Source organism: Ignavibacteriota bacterium (assembly GCA_013285405.1).
Taxonomy (GTDB): Bacteria; Bacteroidota; Ignavibacteria; order Ignavibacteriales; family Ignavibacteriaceae; genus IGN2.
This window is the reverse complement of record CP053446.1, coordinates 3,684,908-3,702,654: the sequence shown is the minus strand read 5'-3', so window position 1 is coordinate 3,702,654 and position 17,747 is coordinate 3,684,908. Positions and strand designations below refer to the sequence as shown.

Sequence of the window (17,747 nt, the reverse complement as noted above, 5' to 3'; positions counted from 1 at the left end):
ATTAATGTTTATTAACTACTTAAATTTTATTCTTGGATATAACTTTATAAAACACTTGCAGGTAAGAGTATCGCACTCTGGATTCTTAAAGTCCAATAAGCATAGTATTCAGGTTTGATATCATTATTATAATAATTAGCGTTAAGATTCACAGGTAATTTACAAAAACGTAACGATTTTCCTATACCAATTTCTAATGGAACAGTCCACTGATTATTGCTGTCCGCTTTCCAGTTTGCAGTTATGATCGGAGAAAAGGTTAAATAAAAATCGGGGAAGTTATAAATAATAAACGGCAGGAAAGTTATAGTTTATATAAACATGATTTTCATCTCCGGCAACAGACTAGATGTTGTTTATCAATCCGCCAATGATTCATTGTCCGGACATTACAAGAGCAAAAAGAGAAGAACCAATTCCCAATTCACTGCTTCAATGTGATTTAACTCAGGCAGGAAGTGAAGTTATCGGCAAATACCCAAAGTAAGATTCTTTTGATTCAGGTGAGTAAAATGTTGTGAACACGATATTACCAAAACCAAAATCAGAACCGCTTTCATTTCAATAATCCGGATCCCAGACAAACGGAAATATAGTACGAGTAATTAATCTTCCATTAAATGATGGAATTACCGGTTGAATATTCAAAACATACTGTGTCCTTGCACCTGGAAAATTAAAATATGTATTATTCTGAAATGGAATGCTGATAAGGATAGCTATTGGATTTTGTGCAGCTTTTGTTAGTTCCTCGTCAGTCTTCTGAGCAAAAAGTACTGAACTAAAAATAAAGATAAAAAAATACAAACATCTTAATTGTCGTCTTCATTTAGAATTTTTTGAATTTGTATTTTGAATAAATAACGATTTAATGAATGACATTTGTATAACTGAAAAATTTCAACGATAAGACTATTGAGCCTTAACTTGATTGTTGATATAATTAATTATCTCCTGACCTTCAGCTCTTAAAGGAAATTTTAGTTTTAGTTCTTCCGCATATTGCAGTGCTTTGGAAAAATTTTTCTGTTTCAGATAAAAATCTGCCAAAGCAAAAATTAAATCGAAATTATTTGGAATCAGAGTATTGCCTTTAAGTAAAACAGAACCGGCTTTCTGATTCTCATTAAGATATTGATAAACCAACCCAAGATTATAAAAAGTTCTTTGATTGGGTTCTTTTTGAAGCAGATCTTTTTCGAGATATTCAGCGGCATCATGATATTTTTTTTGTTCAGCGTACAACAAACCCAGATAATAATTTCCTTCAGTATATTCTTTATGATTTTTTATAAGATCAAGAAATAAATTTTCAGCTTTTTCCAACTGACCATTTTGGTAATACAACAATGCAAGATTTGATTTTGCCGGGTAAAACTGTTGGTCCATCTTAATTGCATCCACGTAAAACTTTTCGGCTTTAACGAAGTCATTTTTATTAGAATAGAAATTTCCGAGATTGTATTTACCGGTAGGGAAGTCTGCTGTGTATTGTAATGTCAATAAATATTCATCCAATACTTTGTTAAGTTTTTGAAATTGAGCATTCGTAAAAAATTCTATACCAAGAACCGATAGTTTTGCAGCGGCAGCAATTCTAACCATTTTTACCGGATCATCGAGCAGGGGAGAAATTACTCTCACTAATTCATTTGCATCTGGAGTATTAAATGCATCAATTGCTCTTTCACGAATCACAGGCTCAGGATTAGTGAGCAATTTCTTTAATAACAAATTTGTTTCGGGATTATTATAGTTGGATAAATAACCAAGTGCAGTTGCCTTAACGATTGATGGAATGGAATCATTATTAATTAATGATATCAGGCTTGTATCAGCATGCTCTTTTTGCAGATAACCGTCAGCAAGTACAGATGCGTATGTGAATTTCTTTTGTTCACCATAATGTTTTTTAATCCAATTCTCTGACCATTGAAAACTTTTATCTGCGTGGCAGTCATTGCAGGTATTTGGAACGTTATACTTTATCGAAAGATCCGGTCGTGGAATTCTGAAGCTGTGATCTCTTCTGAAATCAATACCCATATAATATCTGCCGGGCATATGACATGTTTTGCAGAGAGTTCCTTGACCAACAGGAACCATTTCACCAAATTTATTTTTTACAGGTTCACCTTTTTCATTCGGGTATTTATGAAAATGATGCTGATAAGTATCGTACTTTTCCGGAAGGTGACACTGTGTGCAAAGTGCGTTCCCTTCAAACTTAAATTTAATACTGTGTGAATCGTGACAATCGCTGCACTTAACACCATGCATAAACATTTTACTTTGGGTGAATGAACCGAATTCATAAACTTCATCAAGTATTTGTCCATCAGCATAATAAAGTGGAGGAGAAATATTTTGTGGACTATGAAGGTTGTAGTATTCAGCATCGGCGTGTTCATTCGGTCCAAAAGATGTTCTGCGCGAATGACATGGTGCGCAAGCATCTACAAATTGTTTGGAAGTTATTCCGTTTGTTTTTAAAACCAGTCCCATATTTCCATCATAGCTGCGCGATCCTTCAGGAAGATTTGCCCAATGGAGATGTTCTGAACCGGGACCATGACAGGCTTCGCAGTTTACATTTATGTCTGACCAGGTTGTACTGAAAGAATCTGTGTCTAAATCATAATTCTTATGAAGATTTGTTGAATGACATTCTGCGCACATCCCGTTCCAGTTCTGCGATTGATTCGTCCAGTAAAACCAGCTATCAGGTTTTAATTCTTCAGCTTGATAAACCATTCCAGCCATATCAAACCAGCGGTTCTTTTCACTATCCCAGGCAATCGGCAGACATTGATACTTTCCTTTCTCAAATGGAATTAAATACTGTTGAAGAATTCGAACACCAAATGTATGTGTTATTTGAAATTCACTCATCTTTCCATCAATACCCTGAGTATAAACAAAAAACTTTCCGTTTCGTTTAAAGAATTTTGTCTTTATTCCTCTCGATTCAAATTCAACATTATTAAAATTGCCAAGCACGGTTGAATCATTTGCGATCATCATTGCTTTGTCGTGATCAGAATTTTTCCAAAGCTCGTATTCTTTTTGATGACAGCTAACGCAATTTTTTCCACCAACAAAGTCAGCTTGTTTCTTTGAAGTTGAATCATTACCACAGAATTGAAGCATGACTGATATCAGAACTATGCTAAATCTGATCATGAATAAATTTATTAACTTACTTGAGTTAGTCATTACAGGTAAATTTTCTTCCAATCGTTTGTGATAACAATTCTTTAAAATATAGCCCCATCAACTTACGAATTACTATTATTACTGTTTAACCATCAACTGAAAATTTCAAGCGTATCAGATAATGATTTCAGCCTTTATCTAATCTTCAAGATAACCAAATTTGCCTTTATTAAAATCATCATAAGCTTGCATTATTTCTTCGCGTGTATTCATTACGAAGGGACCGTGAGCTGCAATTGGTTCGTTAATTGGTTCACCACTTAAAATTAGTACGGTTGATTCTTCATTTGCTAAAACAGTAAATGTTTCACCTTTATTTTCAAAAAGAACAAAATGATCTACCTTAACAAGTTCGGAATCATTTACTGTGATATTTCCTTCAATAACCAGCAGTGCTGTGTTAAATTTCGCCGGGGAATTAAATTCAGTTTTTGCACCTTTATTTAATTTCGCATTAAATAAATTTATCGGCGAAAATGTAGAAGCTGCACCTTTAATGTTTTTAAATTGACCGGCAATTACTTCAATTTCGCCCTGTCCGTTTTCCAGAATGAAACGATTGATTTGCGAATTTGTTATTGCCTGATATTTTGGATTTGACAATTTGTATTTAGCCGGCAGATTCACCCAAAGCTGAACCATCTGAAAATCACCTCCTGCTTTACTCCAGCTTTCTTCATGATATTCTTTATGTAAAATACCTGAAGCAGCAGTCATCCACTGTACATCACCTTCTCCAATTATTCCACCACCACCACTGCTGTCGTGATGAGCTATTCTTCCTTTGTAAGCAATTGTTACCGTCTCAAAACCTTTATGCGGATGAACACCAACCCCTCTTGGCTTGTCGGAAGCAGGGAAGTAAAATTTTGAGTTATAATCCAATACAATAAATGGATTCATCCGTTCCATTTCCAAATGATAAGCGCTTGGAATGAAATTATGCACTCTAAAACCGTCACCAACAAAGTGCGGTTGAGCCGGTGCAGCAACTAATTCAACTTTTTTTGTACTCATTTTCTTTTCCTTTTTATAAAGTTTTTATACTGAAGAAAATTACAAACCTTATGCACAGATTGCATTGATGTATGGTAAGAAATATTTTCAAAATTTGATTTTTGGGAATCAATTATGCGAATTTAGCATTGTGTCAATTAATGTTTCTTTCAAAATATTAATAGTTAACCAATTATTGCTATGTGTTACTTTGATTGGAAATTTGATAACAGAAAACCCACGATAGTCATCATGGGTTTTCAAATTCTCTATATTATGAAGTCTGTCTAATTAAGCCGTTTTTTGACTCAACAATAAAAACCAGGTTACTTAAAAATTACAGATTAACCACCAGCGTTAATGAAAAAAGAGTATCCATATTTTTAAGAGGAGTTAATACCTTCGAACCAGTTGGTGTTCCATCGTTAGCAAACAAATCAATTTCAGTAAGTGATGGATCATTTCTCCATAATAACTGAAGTGATGGTTTAAGTGAAAATATTTCACTGATTTTAATTGGCAGTGCATTGTAGAAATCAAATCTAATGTCATCGGTATTATCCAGATTCCAGTCAGCAATAAAAATACTTTCAAACTGTGTTGATGCAGTCAGGTTATACCAGAAGTCGTAAGTGAACCGTACACCTGGGAATTTAGTTTTAGCAAACGGATTTTCTACTACATCATTCTGGAATGAATAAGTAAAGCTGTAATCAGTTTTAAACCGGACATTTTCATTATCAACCCATTTATTACCAACACCCGCTGCAACCAATGTACGGCTGTTGATACCGGCAAAACGGTTTCTCAGCCAGTCTATTCCGCCAAGCGCATAAAAATTCTCTGTAAAATTATAATCATATCTGCCTCGTGCGAATATTATTTCCGCTGTCTTTTCTGTTTTTGATTGTTCATTAACTTCAAAGTTGTCCGTTGTTCCAACAGCAGTGCGTGTGGTAAGAGTTGATTGAGTTTGTGTTCCACCTGCATCAAACCTTAATTCAGAATTTGTCCAGATATGTTTTAACGTAGCACCTAAACCGAGAGTGAACGATTCAGAATTTCCGCCAGTCCATAAACCGGCTAATTTGCCTTCAAAGAACCATCCGAGTTTTTTTTCTGTATCTTGTGAAAAAATATTTATACTTGAAATTAAAAGCATAATTATAATAATTTTTGCCGTAGCTGAACGCATTTTTGTTCTCCTTTTAATAATTTTGAAAAATAATAAGGGAAATATTTTTATTCCTCTGAGTAGAATATGAAAAGAAAGAAGAATAATAATTGTTATAAAAAAGAATGTGTAAAACTAAATGATTTGATTTTTTTTAACAAACTAACTCGGCAAACTTATCTATTATTTTATAGAGCTTAAAATTCGAAAATGTGACAGAGTTAAATTTTAAAGTAGCTGTGTCACACCAAAAAATAAATTGAAGTTATTGTAATAAGCTTCGCAGGTACCGCGGTTAGCCGGAATAACCAGATCATTTGGTTCAGCAGATCCTGTGGGGAAATTAAATATTTGAGGGAAATCAGTTCTTTGACCGTGACTGTATTCAAATCCTACTCCGATAAAAGTATCATTTAACTCTGTTGAAACACCTGCAGTGAAGTGATAAATATTAAAATCAGTAAAGCCAACGTATAAACCATTAATCTCATCGTAATTTGCATTGCTGAAATCAGTTCTGAAGGCAGCATAACCCATAACTTTTGCAGTTAGTTTTTGTTCAAGTGCTATTCCAAGATTAAATACGGGTTTCATTGAATCATAAACCTTGAGTAATTCTGAACTGTCGTGCTCATAAACTTCCGGAACATTATTATTTCTTGTAAAGTCAGCGCTTTCTGGCTGCATCACAACGTAAGTGGATAAAGGTGCAAACCATTCGGCTGCGAAGTGGATTTTTGTGTCAGTGAACAGATCGTATTCAATTCCTGCTGCAATGGAAAACGGAGTTTTATAGCTAACAGGCAAACCCTCTTGTCTGTCAGAAGCGAGAATATCAATCGGATTATTTGAGCTATCGACATATACATTATTTGAAGATATACTTGCGTAATCAGTACCACCGCTTGCACGTTTAATTGCAAAACTTGGTGTTGTTATTGTTGCACCAATTTTTAACTGATCCCATTCTGCAGCAATTCCAATCTTTGCTGATAATCTTACAGCCCAGTAATCAATATCAATATAAAGGTCTGTTGTCGCTGCACGTTGATTGGTTGTGTCAAACGCTGAATATGATTCATATCTTTCTTTTGTCTGATCTCTGTATGCACCGATAAATGTAATTCCAACTCCAACGTTTTCTGAAATCATTTTTGCATATCCAAATCCAACAGAAACTTCACTGAGCAGCATATCAATTTTACCCTGATTCAGAAGCAATTCATTACCTTGAAATGCATTAGGATTTCCCGGTTGTAACGGAGGTCTGGTTGGAATAACATCATCATAACCTTCATATCTTTCTGATATTCTAACATAAGAATACCCATTAGCATAAATCATGTAGCTGAATCTGTTTGTTGAATCACCTAAAAATGGCAAGCTTCCTGCTAATGATGCAGGATATAATGATACTCTGGTGTATCGAGAATCTATTCCCGGACCACCGCCATTAACGAATCTGTAATCCTTGATGCCATACATATTGAAGTTAAAACTAAGCTTGCTTCTCGAAATAAATCCTAATGCACCAGGGTTATAAAATGTTGCACTGTAATCTCTGACTCCACCTACAGCAATCCCGCCTAACAATGCAGTTCTTCCGCCAACTGACTGATCCCAGTAGTGACGGTCTTGTGCGTTAGTTAATAAATTTAAAATGAATAGAAGTGCTATGACTTTTTTCATAGTTATTTAATATTATGAAAATTTTCTGTAATTATTTTCCGAGACGAACGAAAATACCACCAGTAAAATCAGCTTGTAATAAAGTTGCCCAACTGCCCACACCGACACTGCATCCACCAGTACCGCACCACATTCCTGCGCCTGAAAAATTCAGAGGAAGAAGCATCCGGGCTTGTAATCGTAAACCAACTCTATCTGAAATATAAAATTTTCCACCACCACCAAACGTAATTGAAAACCTCCACTCTTCACTAAAATTTGCATCAATCGGGCTGAATAATGTTGCACCTAAACTAAAAGAAGTAAACGGAAATGCTTTCTGAGCTTTTGTTTGCCTGAATTCATAAACAGCACCAGCCTGGAAATAATGAATGCCAACATCAAACAGAGGTTCAGTCAGTCCGTTATATCTTTTTAACTCCATTGGTGTTTGCTGACCAATCCAAAATACTTCTGCCTGAATACCACGTTGTACTTCGAAAGAAATTCCAGCACCATAATTTGGATTGCTGTAAATATTTAATTGACCTTGTGTTACCTGAACATCGGAAGCGACTTCATATCCTCCGAATCCGAATATTTCAGCTTGTGCAAATACATTTGCTGAAAATCCGATAATGGATAGAAGGACGCACAAGGAAAATATTTTGTGGCTGTAATCAAATGAATTCATTCACGTCTCCTTATTATATTTGATTTAGAAAGATGATTGTTAATATAAATTTAATTTTTTCATGAATCATCATAAATAGGTACTTAGTCCCAAGAGATATAATACTTCTGACTTTCAGATGAAGTGTTAATGAATTGATAATATCCTGTTTATAAAAGACTGGTGAAAAACAGGCTTAACTATATACAGATATTGAGGATTTTTTACCGAGAAGATTTGCCATCTCAGACAATTCTTTCATCAGTTTTTCAAAAGAAGGTATATCGAGTGATTGTTGACCATCTGAATATGAAGCAATCGGATTTGGATGAACTTCTATCATTAGTCCATCTGCACCGGCAGCTAATGCAGCTTTACTTGCAGCAGGAACAAGACTGCTTTTTCCTGTGCTGTGAGATGGATCAACAATTACAGGAAGATGAGTTAATTCTTTTAAAGCAGGTACTGCAAGAATGTCAAGCGTGTTTCGTGTATAGGTTTCAAATGTTCTTATACCTCTCTCACAAAGAATAACTTTATCATTTCCAACAGATAAAATGTATTCAGCAGCAAGAAGGAATTCTTCCAAGGTTGCACTCATATTTCTTTTTAGAATAACCGGCTTGTTTATTTTTCCTACAGCTTTCAGCAATTCATAATTATCCATGTTGCGTGAGCCTATTCTAAGAATGTCAGCTTCGACTGCAAGTGTATCAAGGTGATCAGTGCTGAGAACTTCAGTCTCTAACAACAAATTAGTTTCGGAGTGCAGAAGTTTTAACAAGTTAACCCCATCAATTCCATAACCCTGGTAAGTATAGGGTGAAGTTCTTGGTTTAAACAACGAGCATCGAAAAACTTTAGCACCTGAATGCTCAACAGCTTTTGCAGTATTTACAGCAAGTTCCTCACTTTCCAGAGCACAAGGTCCTGCGATAACAGTAAAGTGACCTTCACCAAAAACAACCGATTCTTCTTCGATTTTAGTGAAGTGGTCTTTACTCAATTTTCTAACTTTTGTTTCTGATAGTCTTTTCATTATTTCTAAAGTTTTTCAATATCAATTACAAAAATATAAAATACTTTTCATATCAGCACATTTTCAAATTATCTAATCCTGTGTAATTTATGAAAAGTGATTGCAGGCACAGTTTGATTATAGTTGTTTAAATAATCCAACCATTTCAATTGCAGACAATGCAGCATCCCAACCTTTATTACCTGCTTTTGTTCCTGCTCGTTCGAGTGCTTGTTCAATATTATCAGTTGTAAGCACTCCAAAAATAACTGGTAAGTTTGAATCGAGTCCTGCTTGTGCTACACCTTTTGAAACTTCAGCAGCAATATAATCAAAGTGAGGAGTTCCACCACGAATTACAGCACCAAGACAAATTACTGCATCAAATTTTTTTGAAGAAGCAAGTTTCTTAGCAGTTAACGGAATTTCATAAGAACCGGGAACCCAGACAATAGTAATATCTTCTTCTTTACAATCGTGTCGGATGAGACAGTCTTTTGCTCCTGAAAGTAGTTGTGAAGAAATCAGTTCATTAAATCTTGAAACCACGATCCCGAATTTCTTTCCTTTAGCATTAAGTTTTCCCTCAATTATGTTAGCCATTTTAACCTCTGATAATTTTAATATTTATTCTGAATGAAGCAGATGACCTAATCTGTCGCGCTTTGTTTTAAGATATTTTGCATTTATGGGATTTGGTTCGATTTCTATCGGTACTCTTTCAACTATTTCAAGATTGTAACCTTTCAAACCAATAACTTTTTTTGGATTATTTGTGAGAAGCTTAATTTTTTTTAAGCCGAGATCTTTTAAAATTTGTGCACCGGTTCCATAATCCCTCAGATCAGCTTTGAATCCGAGAGCTTCATTAGCTTCAACAGTATCTTTACCATTTTCCTGCAGATGATAGGCAAGCAGTTTGTTCACTAATCCAATTCCTCTGCCTTCCTGACGCATATAAAGCACTACACCTTTTCCTTCTTTCTCAACCATGCTCATCGCTGCAATCAATTGTTCACCGCAATCGCAGCGCTTTGAACCAAAAATATCTCCGGTTAAACATTCTGAATGAACTCGTACCAAAACCGGATCATCACCGTTGATATCTCCTTTTACCAATGCCATTGGATTGTCCAAAGGATCTAAAGTATTTTCATACAAATGCAATTTGAAATTGCCATATCTTGTAGGCAGATCTATGATAACTTTTTTTTGAACAAAGTGTTCTCTTGACATTCTGTATTCGATGAGATCAGTGATAGTAATGATTTTGAGATTATACTGCTTTGCAAATTCCAATAATTTGGGAACTCTCGCCATTGTTCCATCTTCGTCAAGAATTTCACATAATACACCTACAGGATTTAAACCTGCGAGATTTATAAGATCGACAACTGCCTCGGTATGACCAGCACGTTTTAAGACTCCGCCTTTTTTTGCGATCAACGGAAAAATATGTCCTGGTCTGGCAAAATCATCCGGAATAACTTTTTTATCTGCTGCTCTATTAATGGTAATTGCACGATCGTGTGCAGAAATTCCGGTTGTGGTTCCGTGTCTGTAATCTATTGAAACAGAAAATGGTGTTCCATGAAGTGCAGTATTGTTCTGCACCATCAAATCAAGATTGAGTTCATGCGCTTTCTCTTCATTGATTGGTAAACAAAGTATTCCTCTTCCTTCGCGTGTAATGAAGTTAACATCTTTTGGTTTACAAAGTTCAGCAGCCATAACCAGATCGCCCTCATTCTCACGATCCGGATCATCAACAACAATCAGCATCTTGCCAGCTTTTATATCTGCAATTGCTTCTTCAATTGTATTGAATTTGAATTCGTTATGATTATTTGATTTACTTTTCATTTTTACTTTTCATTAATATCCTAGTTCTTTTAACCAGTTTTCAGTCAGTTTGATTTCAACTGCTCTGGTGTTTTCATTATTTAAAAGCTTTTCAACATACTTTGCTAAAATATCTATTTCAATATTTACTTCGTCTGCTACTTTTTTGGAATTGAAGTTTGTATTTTGCCATGTGTGCGGAATTATTGAAATTGAGATTTCATTCGTGTTCAAATCAGCTATCGTAAGACTTATTCCATTTATAGCAATTGAACCTTCCTTAATTAAATATTTTTCTAATTGCTGAGGTATAACAACTTTAACCAGATAATTTTCCCCAAGCTTTTTTATTTCCGAAATATTTCCGATACCATTTACGTGACCTTGTACCAGGTGACCACCAAGTCTGTCGCTTAATTTTAATGATCTCTCAAGGTTTACAAATGAATCGGTTTTGAGATTTCCAAAAGTAGTTTTTTCGAGAGTTGCGCCAACTGCATCTGCAAAAAAAAATGAACTATCTTTTTTTGTAACTGTAAGGCAAACTCCATCAATGCAAACAGAATCATTAACTGAGAGGTCATCAATAATTTTACTGGATTTCACTTTGATTGAATAGCCACCTTGAATTGGGCTAACCCTCTCAATTTTACCTATTTCTTCAACTATTCCGGTAAACATAAAGTAAAGTTAATTATTTTCGATCAGAAACTAATCAGCTATTTTTTGACCAAAACTATCCTGATATCATTACCAAACTGTGAGACTACTTTCAGCCTGAGTTGTTTCAGTTTTACACTATCAAAGGCGTTTATTCCTTTACCTAAAATAATAGGACTCTGGAAGACCAAAATTTCATCAAAAAGATTCTGATTTAGAAATTGAGAGAAGATTTTTTGTCCACCTTCAACCAGCAGGGAGGTAATTTTATTTTCGGCTAAAATTTTTAACACATTGAGCAGTTTAATTTCATCATTCAGTGTTGGCTGTATCTGGGTTATTTTAATTCCAAGTTTTTCAAGAAAAATAATTTTTTTGGAGCTCGATGAGGATGACGTGAATATCCAAGTCTTTTCAATATCAGAACAATTAAGGATTTTTGATTTAATGGGAAGACTGAGTTTACCGTCAATAATAATTCGAATAGGATTTCTTGCTCTAATGAGTCTTACATTTAACTGGGGGTCATCCGTTTTTATTGTGTTAGCACCAACCAAAACGGCATCGTACTCACCTCTGAGCCGGTGAACATTTTCAATTGATTCTTTTCCGGTTAACCAGGTTTGCTGCTTATTTGACAAACTGATTTTACCATCAATTGATTGAGCAATTTTTAAAGTAATGTAAGGAATTTTTTCAGCGGTATATTTAAAATAAAATTTATTTAAATCTTTTCCTTCATGTTCAAGAATTCCCGTTATTACTTCTATACCGGCATCTCTTAACTGCTTAACACCTCTTCCATTAACTTCTGTGTTTGGATCGAGGTTACTTATTACAACCCTTTTAATTTTTTTTTTAATTATAAGTGGAACACACGGGGGAGTTTGCTTATTTGTATGACAACATGGTTCAAGATTGCAATAAAGAGTAGCTCCGGACACATCTGTTCTGGAATTATTTATTGCGTTGACTTCTGCATGCGCATCTCCAAATTTTTTATGGTACCCCCGAGCAATAATTTTTCCATTCTTAACTAATAATGCTCCAACGAGTGGATTTGGACTAACATTCCCTCTACCTTTTTGAGCAAGATTAAAACAAGCCCGAATATATCTATCTAAATCTCTAACTTTTTCCATCAGCTTTAAGCTGTGTATGCCATTTGTCTTTTGATACTATTTTTGGTTCCGATGGATCACCTTCATAAGCAGGAGTCATTATCTGAATATTATTCTCATTAAAGATATCGAGAATACTTTGATGAAGCCTTGTATAAATTTTCATCATTTGAGAAGGCTCATTACAGTAAGCATTAATTTCATACACAATAGCGAAATCACCAAGAGATTTTTGCAAAACGTAAGATGGTGGATCTTTTAATAACCCTTCGGTACGGTCTGCTGCTGTTCTCAGCATTTCTTCAACTAATCGCCAGGGAGTTTCGTATCCAATTCCTACTGAAGTGTGGAGAATAAGTCCCTTCTTTTTGGCAAGTGAACTATAGTTGAATACCTGAGTGTCGATGAGTTTTGAGTTTGGTATGATAACTTCCTCATTTTTAGGAGTTCTGATCCGTGTAACAAATGGTTTCATATCAATTACTTCACCAAAATCATTATCTACTTTAATGAAATCTCCAAGTTTAAATGCTCTGCGATATGTCAAACTATAACCAGCCACGATGTTGCTTATAAATGAGGAAGACCCGATGGAAAACATGATTCCGAGCAAAACTGAAACCCCTTTGAAGGCATCTGATTCAGAACCAGGAATATATGGATATGCGATAACCACAGTGAAGACAATGATTAAAAAACGGACTATTTTATAAGTAGGAATTGACCAGTCAGGATCAAAGTTAGTCAACTCAATCGTACCTTGACTAATTCCTTTAAAAAATAATTTTACAAGTTTCAATAAATATCGGACACAAATAATAAGTATTACCAGAAATGCAATATTCGGTAAAGCAGATAATATTGAACGACCAATTAAACCCAACGGCTCAAATATTAATGAGAATATTTCTTTAGCAATTGGTCTTGTTAAAGGAAATAAACCCAGAACGAAATTAATATAAATTAATATTAACAAAACAATCAAAAAGAATTTGACGGTATTGATGAAACCTTTCAATCCCGTCCAAAGCTGTTTAGCTTGAATAAGACTGAATGATTGAGTTTCCAGACCTTCAATTTTTGATTTCAGTTTAGATTCAAGGAAATCATTTATTCTTTTTGAAAATAGTTTAAGTAAAAACAGAATTACAATTAATAATAAAGTAGCGACGACTGAATAAATAATTCGTTTGATTAGCAGCTGGCTGCTTCTTTCATAACGATAATCATTTATTGATTTAATAATATTATCTCTTACCATTTCAGCAAGTAACTTCCTGTCAACTCCTTCAATTTCAGCGTCAGCATCAAATATTCTCAGAACAAGATTTCCATTTGCTATTATTAAATGACGATCTGATTCCTCTTGTACTTTAAGTGAATCAGGAATGAAAGATTTTTCCTCAGCAAGGTTAATTATTCTTTCAGAAATTATTTTTGCTCTCTCTCCAGCAGGAAAGGAAGTTATTCCTCTAACATAAAATAATTTCTTATCATCAATTTCGACTGCTGCAGTTGACAAATTTTGTGTGTATTTATTTGTTTTTATTTTTAAACTGTCTGCTTGAGCATTGATGAAGTTCAGATTCAAAGAAAAAATTATAATTGATATTAGAAGAAATTCTTTGAATATCCTGAAGATATGGATCATGATTTTTGACAGAGGATTGTTTTTCATTTTTGATACTTTTGTTTTTTTGATAATGAAAAGTATTAAAAAAAATGAATAATTCGCATAGGACGAAAGTCCTGATTAATCCAACTCAAAAACTTAAATTATAAGAAATGACGAAGTAAAGTTAAAAATATCTTCCGTTTCGTGCGGGCAGCGATGCCCATTCTTTTATAGTCAAAGTGTCGCCTGAATAAATTTTATTAAACGATAGGGAGAATAAAAAAGACTGAGGTATTATTTCATCTTGAAAATGTGCGGAGAGAGAGATTCCTCCGAAGGAGTCCCTCTGGGAGAACTTCTCGGTACCAGTTTACTTCAATCTAATAATTAATTTTTGATGAAATGAATAGCGGAGAGAGAGATTCTTCCGAAGGAGTCCCTCTGGGAGAACTTCTCGGTACTAATTTACTTCAATCTAATAATTAATTTTTGATGAAATGAATAGCGGAGAGAGAGAGATTCGAACTCTCGGTACCAGTTTACCCAGTACGACGGTTTAGCAAACCGTTGCCTTCAGCCACTCGGCCATCTCTCCGATTCAAATTCGCAATGCAAAAATACAACTTTGCGTCTAATATTGAAACTCTGATTACTACGCGAAATTTATTAGACTTCCGTTCACTAATTGAAGACAAAATAATTTGATGAATTGTAGATGTCTTGTGAAATCCGAATCAGATCTGACACAAATGTCTTCATTCTTTCTTGGATATTAATCAAAGACTGAGTTATTGTTAAAAGAATTCTGATAATGATTCTAATAATTGTGGCTAACAAAATCGAATATGCTATAATAAATATTGTTTTTGCATAAATTAATTCTTTACCAATTTTGCAACTCGTGACAAAGATTTAATATCTGGTATCTAAAAGCATTATCCATTAAAAGTGTTGGACGAAAGCAATTTGTTTTAGAGGCAAAATGAAAAAGAAACCATTCCACTGAAAATGTTCTACATTTACTTATTAACGTATTATGTAATTTATTGCGTGCTTGATAGAGTTTCGCTAAATTTATACTCATTATTTCACAAAAAAAATCAATGAATAAATTTCCAGGTGTAGATTATTATAATATTGAATCGCTGCTGACTCCGGAGGAGATTATGATTCGGAATACAGTGCGGGAATTCGTTTCTGATGAAATCATTCCAATAATTGAAAAGCATAATCGTGAATCTACATTCCCGATGCATCTTATACCAAAGATGGCTGAACTTGGTTTATTTGGAAATACTCTTCCACAAAAATATGGTTGTGCAGAACTTAACTATGTTTCTTATGGATTGATTGCACAGGAATTGGAACGCGGAGATAGTGGAATCAGAAGTTTTGTTTCGGTTCAGAGCTCGTTAGTGATGTATCCGATATTTCGATTTGGTAACGAAGAGCAAAAAAATAAATGGCTTCCTCAACTTGCAAATGGTTCGAAGATTGGTTGCTTTGGTTTGACGGAACCGGATTTTGGTTCTAATCCTTCCGGGATGATAACTAAAGCTGATAGAGTTAATGGTGGTTTTAATCTCAATGGTGCAAAGATGTGGATAACAAACGGAACAATAGCTGATGTTGCTGTTGTTTGGGCAAAACTTGATGGTACTATTCGAGGATTTCTAGTTGAGAAAGGAATGAAAGGTTATGCAGCACCAGAGATGAAGGGCAAGCATTCACTTCGGGCCTCAGTAACTTCAGAATTAATTTTTGATAATGTTTTTCTTCCGGAGCATAATCTGCTTCCCAAAACTGAAGGATTAAAAAATGCATTGATGTGTTTGAACCAGGCAAGATACGGTATTGCATGGGGAGTTGTAGGTGCAATGATGGCTTGTTATGACTCATCACTGAATTATTCAAAAAGCAGGAAGCAATTCAGCAAACCAATAGCTGGATATCAGATGACTCAGGAAAAACTTGTCTATATGATAACCGAGATTACCAAAGCTCAGCTTTTAAATCTACAACTTGGGAGGATGATGGATAAAGGGGAAGCAAAACATGTTCATGTTTCTATGGCAAAGCGAAACAATTGTGAAAAAGCTCTTGACATTGCAAGAATATCACGGGAAATTCATGGTGCAAACGGCATCCTGGACGAATACCCAATAATGAGACATGCAGCTAACCTTGAATCAGTAAAAACTTATGAAGGAACTCACGAAATGCACACACTTATTCTTGGTGAAGATATAACCGGAATTCCAGCATTTGATTAGATAGAATCAAGATGAATGAAAAATTTAAAATAGAAGAAGCACTTACATTTGATGATGTATTATTGGTTCCTGCAAAATCATCTGTATTACCACGCGAGGTTGATGTTACCACTTATCTTACACCGGAAATTAAATTAAACATCCCGATTATTTCTGCGGCAATGGATACGGTTACTGAAGCCAATCTTGCAATTGCATTAGCAAGAGAAGGCGGAATCGGGATCCTCCATAAAAATATGAATATTGAAAGACAGTGTGAAGAAGTAGATAAAGTTAAAAGATCAGAAAGTGGGATGATAAAAGATCCTGTAACATTGTCTCCTGATAAAACTATTAGAGACGCGTTGGAATTAATGAGAAAGTATAGCGTTTCAGGGATACCCATAGTAGACAGTACAAAACGACTTGTTGGAATATTAACGAACAGAGATTTACGATTTGAACCAAATGAAAAGTTGAGAGTTTCACAATTAATGACAAAAGATAATCTGGTTACTGCGCCAATAGGTACAACATTGGAAAAAGCGGAAAAGATACTTCAGCGGCATAAAATAGAAAAGCTTCCGGTGGTTGATAAGAAGGGGATTCTGAGAGGTTTAATAACCTTTAAAGATATTATGAAGAAGAAAAGACATCCTCTTGCTTGTAAGGATGAGCATGGCAGACTAAGAGTGGGAGCAGCAGTTGGAGTAACAAGAGATACATTTGATAGGATAGACGCTTTAACCAAAGCTGGTGCAGATACGATTATAATTGATACTGCACACGGTCACTCAACCGGTGTTATTAAAACAATTCAGGAAGCAAGAAAAAAATTTAGATATATTCAATTAATCGCTGGAAATATAGGAACTTATGAAGCAGCAATTGATTTGATAAATTGCAAGGTGGATGCGATAAAAATTGGAATTGGTCCAGGTTCAATTTGCACAACCAGAGTTATTGCTGGCGTTGGTGTTCCGCAAATATCTGCCGTGATGAATGCATATCGGGCGGTCAAAAAATTAGGAATTCCCTTAATTGCTGATGGAGGAATAAAGCAGACTGGTGATGTTGCTAAGGTTCTTGCAGCCGGAGCACACAGTGTAATGATCGGTAGTCTTTTCGCGGGTGTTGAAGAGAGTCCGGGTGAATCAATCCTCTATGAAGGGAGAAGTTTTAAATCTTACAGAGGTATGGGTAGTTTGGCTGCAATGAAAGAAGGAAGCAAGGATCGATATTTCCAGGATGCCGAAGATGACATTGCTAAATTAGTACCTGAAGGAGTTGAAGGCAGAGTTCCGTATAAAGGTCCATTAGAACATACGATTTATCAATTAGTCGGTGGTTTAAGAGCAGCAATGGGTTATTGTGGAGTAAAGAATATTGAGCAACTCAGAAAGAATGCAAGATTTGTTAAGATGACCTCTTCAGGTTTGAAAGAAAGTCATCCACACGATGTAATCATAACTCAGGAAGCACCTAACTATCAGGTTAAATCTTAGTTTTCTT

15 protein-coding genes and 1 tRNA gene are annotated in these 17,747 nt (G+C 34.9%); 3 read left to right on the top strand and 13 right to left on the bottom strand.

Going from position 1 to position 17,747, the window contains the following annotated elements; all coding sequences use genetic code 11:
* Positions 1 to 349: 349 nt before the first annotated feature.
* The gene (locus HND39_16160) at positions 350 to 487 is read left to right on the top strand and encodes a hypothetical protein (protein QKJ97684.1); all 138 of its coding nucleotides are present in this window, start codon (positions 350 to 352) and stop codon (positions 485 to 487) included.
* Positions 488 to 561: 74 nt separating this feature from the next.
* Here HND39_16160 and HND39_16155 read toward each other — a convergent pair whose 3' ends face one another.
* The 13 genes from HND39_16155 to HND39_16095 all read right to left on the bottom strand — a co-directional run bounded on the left by HND39_16155 (position 562) and on the right by HND39_16095 (position 14,578).
* Entirely contained in the window at positions 562 to 807 is a 246-nt protein-coding gene (locus HND39_16155; GenBank protein QKJ97683.1) for a hypothetical protein, read from the bottom strand.
* Between the two features lie 105 nt (positions 808 to 912).
* Positions 913 to 3,150, bottom strand: a complete 2,238-nt coding sequence (locus HND39_16150; protein QKJ97682.1) for a tetratricopeptide repeat protein — start codon at positions 3,148 to 3,150, stop codon at positions 913 to 915.
* 204 nt (positions 3,151 to 3,354) lie between these two features.
* Positions 3,355 to 4,233 carry a pirin family protein gene (locus tag HND39_16145; GenBank protein QKJ97681.1) on the bottom strand — a complete coding sequence of 293 codons (879 nt, stop codon included), beginning with the start codon at positions 4,231 to 4,233 and terminating at the stop codon, positions 3,355 to 3,357.
* A 316-nt stretch (positions 4,234 to 4,549) separates the two neighbouring features.
* Positions 4,550 to 5,407, bottom strand: a complete 858-nt coding sequence (locus HND39_16140) for a DUF481 domain-containing protein (GenBank protein ID QKJ97680.1) — start codon at positions 5,405 to 5,407, stop codon at positions 4,550 to 4,552.
* Between the two features lie 207 nt (positions 5,408 to 5,614).
* On the bottom strand, positions 5,615 to 7,075 hold the full coding sequence (locus HND39_16135) for a hypothetical protein (protein ID QKJ97679.1): 1,461 nt from the start codon (positions 7,073 to 7,075) through the stop codon (positions 5,615 to 5,617).
* Positions 7,076 to 7,106: 31 nt separating this feature from the next.
* The gene (locus tag HND39_16130) at positions 7,107 to 7,748 is read right to left on the bottom strand and encodes a hypothetical protein (protein ID QKJ97678.1); all 642 of its coding nucleotides are present in this window, start codon (positions 7,746 to 7,748) and stop codon (positions 7,107 to 7,109) included.
* A gap of 175 nt (positions 7,749 to 7,923) precedes the next feature.
* Complete coding sequence (gene aroF, locus HND39_16125; protein QKJ97677.1) at positions 7,924 to 8,766, bottom strand: 3-deoxy-7-phosphoheptulonate synthase; 843 nt, start codon at positions 8,764 to 8,766, stop codon at positions 7,924 to 7,926.
* Between the two features lie 117 nt (positions 8,767 to 8,883).
* Positions 8,884 to 9,348: a 6,7-dimethyl-8-ribityllumazine synthase gene (locus tag HND39_16120; protein ID QKJ97676.1), complete on the bottom strand. Its 465-nt coding sequence runs from the start codon at positions 9,346 to 9,348 to the stop codon at positions 8,884 to 8,886.
* A gap of 24 nt (positions 9,349 to 9,372) precedes the next feature.
* Positions 9,373 to 10,608: a bifunctional 3,4-dihydroxy-2-butanone-4-phosphate synthase/GTP cyclohydrolase II gene (locus tag HND39_16115; protein QKJ97675.1), complete on the bottom strand. Its 1,236-nt coding sequence runs from the start codon at positions 10,606 to 10,608 to the stop codon at positions 9,373 to 9,375.
* A 12-nt stretch (positions 10,609 to 10,620) separates the two neighbouring features.
* On the bottom strand, positions 10,621 to 11,268 hold the full coding sequence (locus HND39_16110) for a riboflavin synthase (protein ID QKJ97674.1): 648 nt from the start codon (positions 11,266 to 11,268) through the stop codon (positions 10,621 to 10,623).
* Between the two features lie 38 nt (positions 11,269 to 11,306).
* Positions 11,307 to 12,389, bottom strand: a complete 1,083-nt coding sequence (gene ribD, locus HND39_16105) for a bifunctional diaminohydroxyphosphoribosylaminopyrimidine deaminase/5-amino-6-(5-phosphoribosylamino)uracil reductase RibD (protein QKJ97673.1) — start codon at positions 12,387 to 12,389, stop codon at positions 11,307 to 11,309.
* The gene (locus tag HND39_16100) at positions 12,376 to 14,046 is read right to left on the bottom strand and encodes a mechanosensitive ion channel (protein ID QKJ97672.1); all 1,671 of its coding nucleotides are present in this window, start codon (positions 14,044 to 14,046) and stop codon (positions 12,376 to 12,378) included. Before HND39_16100 ends, ribD begins: the two co-directional genes overlap by 14 nt.
* A gap of 442 nt (positions 14,047 to 14,488) precedes the next feature.
* Positions 14,489 to 14,578: transfer RNA gene (locus tag HND39_16095), tRNA-Ser, on the bottom strand.
* A gap of 508 nt (positions 14,579 to 15,086) precedes the next feature.
* On the opposite strand from HND39_16095, the gene HND39_16090 reads away from it, so the two are divergent.
* A complete protein-coding gene (locus HND39_16090) occupies positions 15,087 to 16,256 on the top strand; it encodes an acyl-CoA dehydrogenase (GenBank protein ID QKJ97671.1) in 1,170 nt (389 codons plus the stop codon).
* Positions 16,257 to 16,267: 11 nt separating this feature from the next.
* Complete coding sequence (guaB, locus tag HND39_16085; GenBank protein ID QKJ97670.1) at positions 16,268 to 17,740, top strand: IMP dehydrogenase; 1,473 nt, start codon at positions 16,268 to 16,270, stop codon at positions 17,738 to 17,740.
* Positions 17,741 to 17,747: the final 7 nt, after the last annotated feature.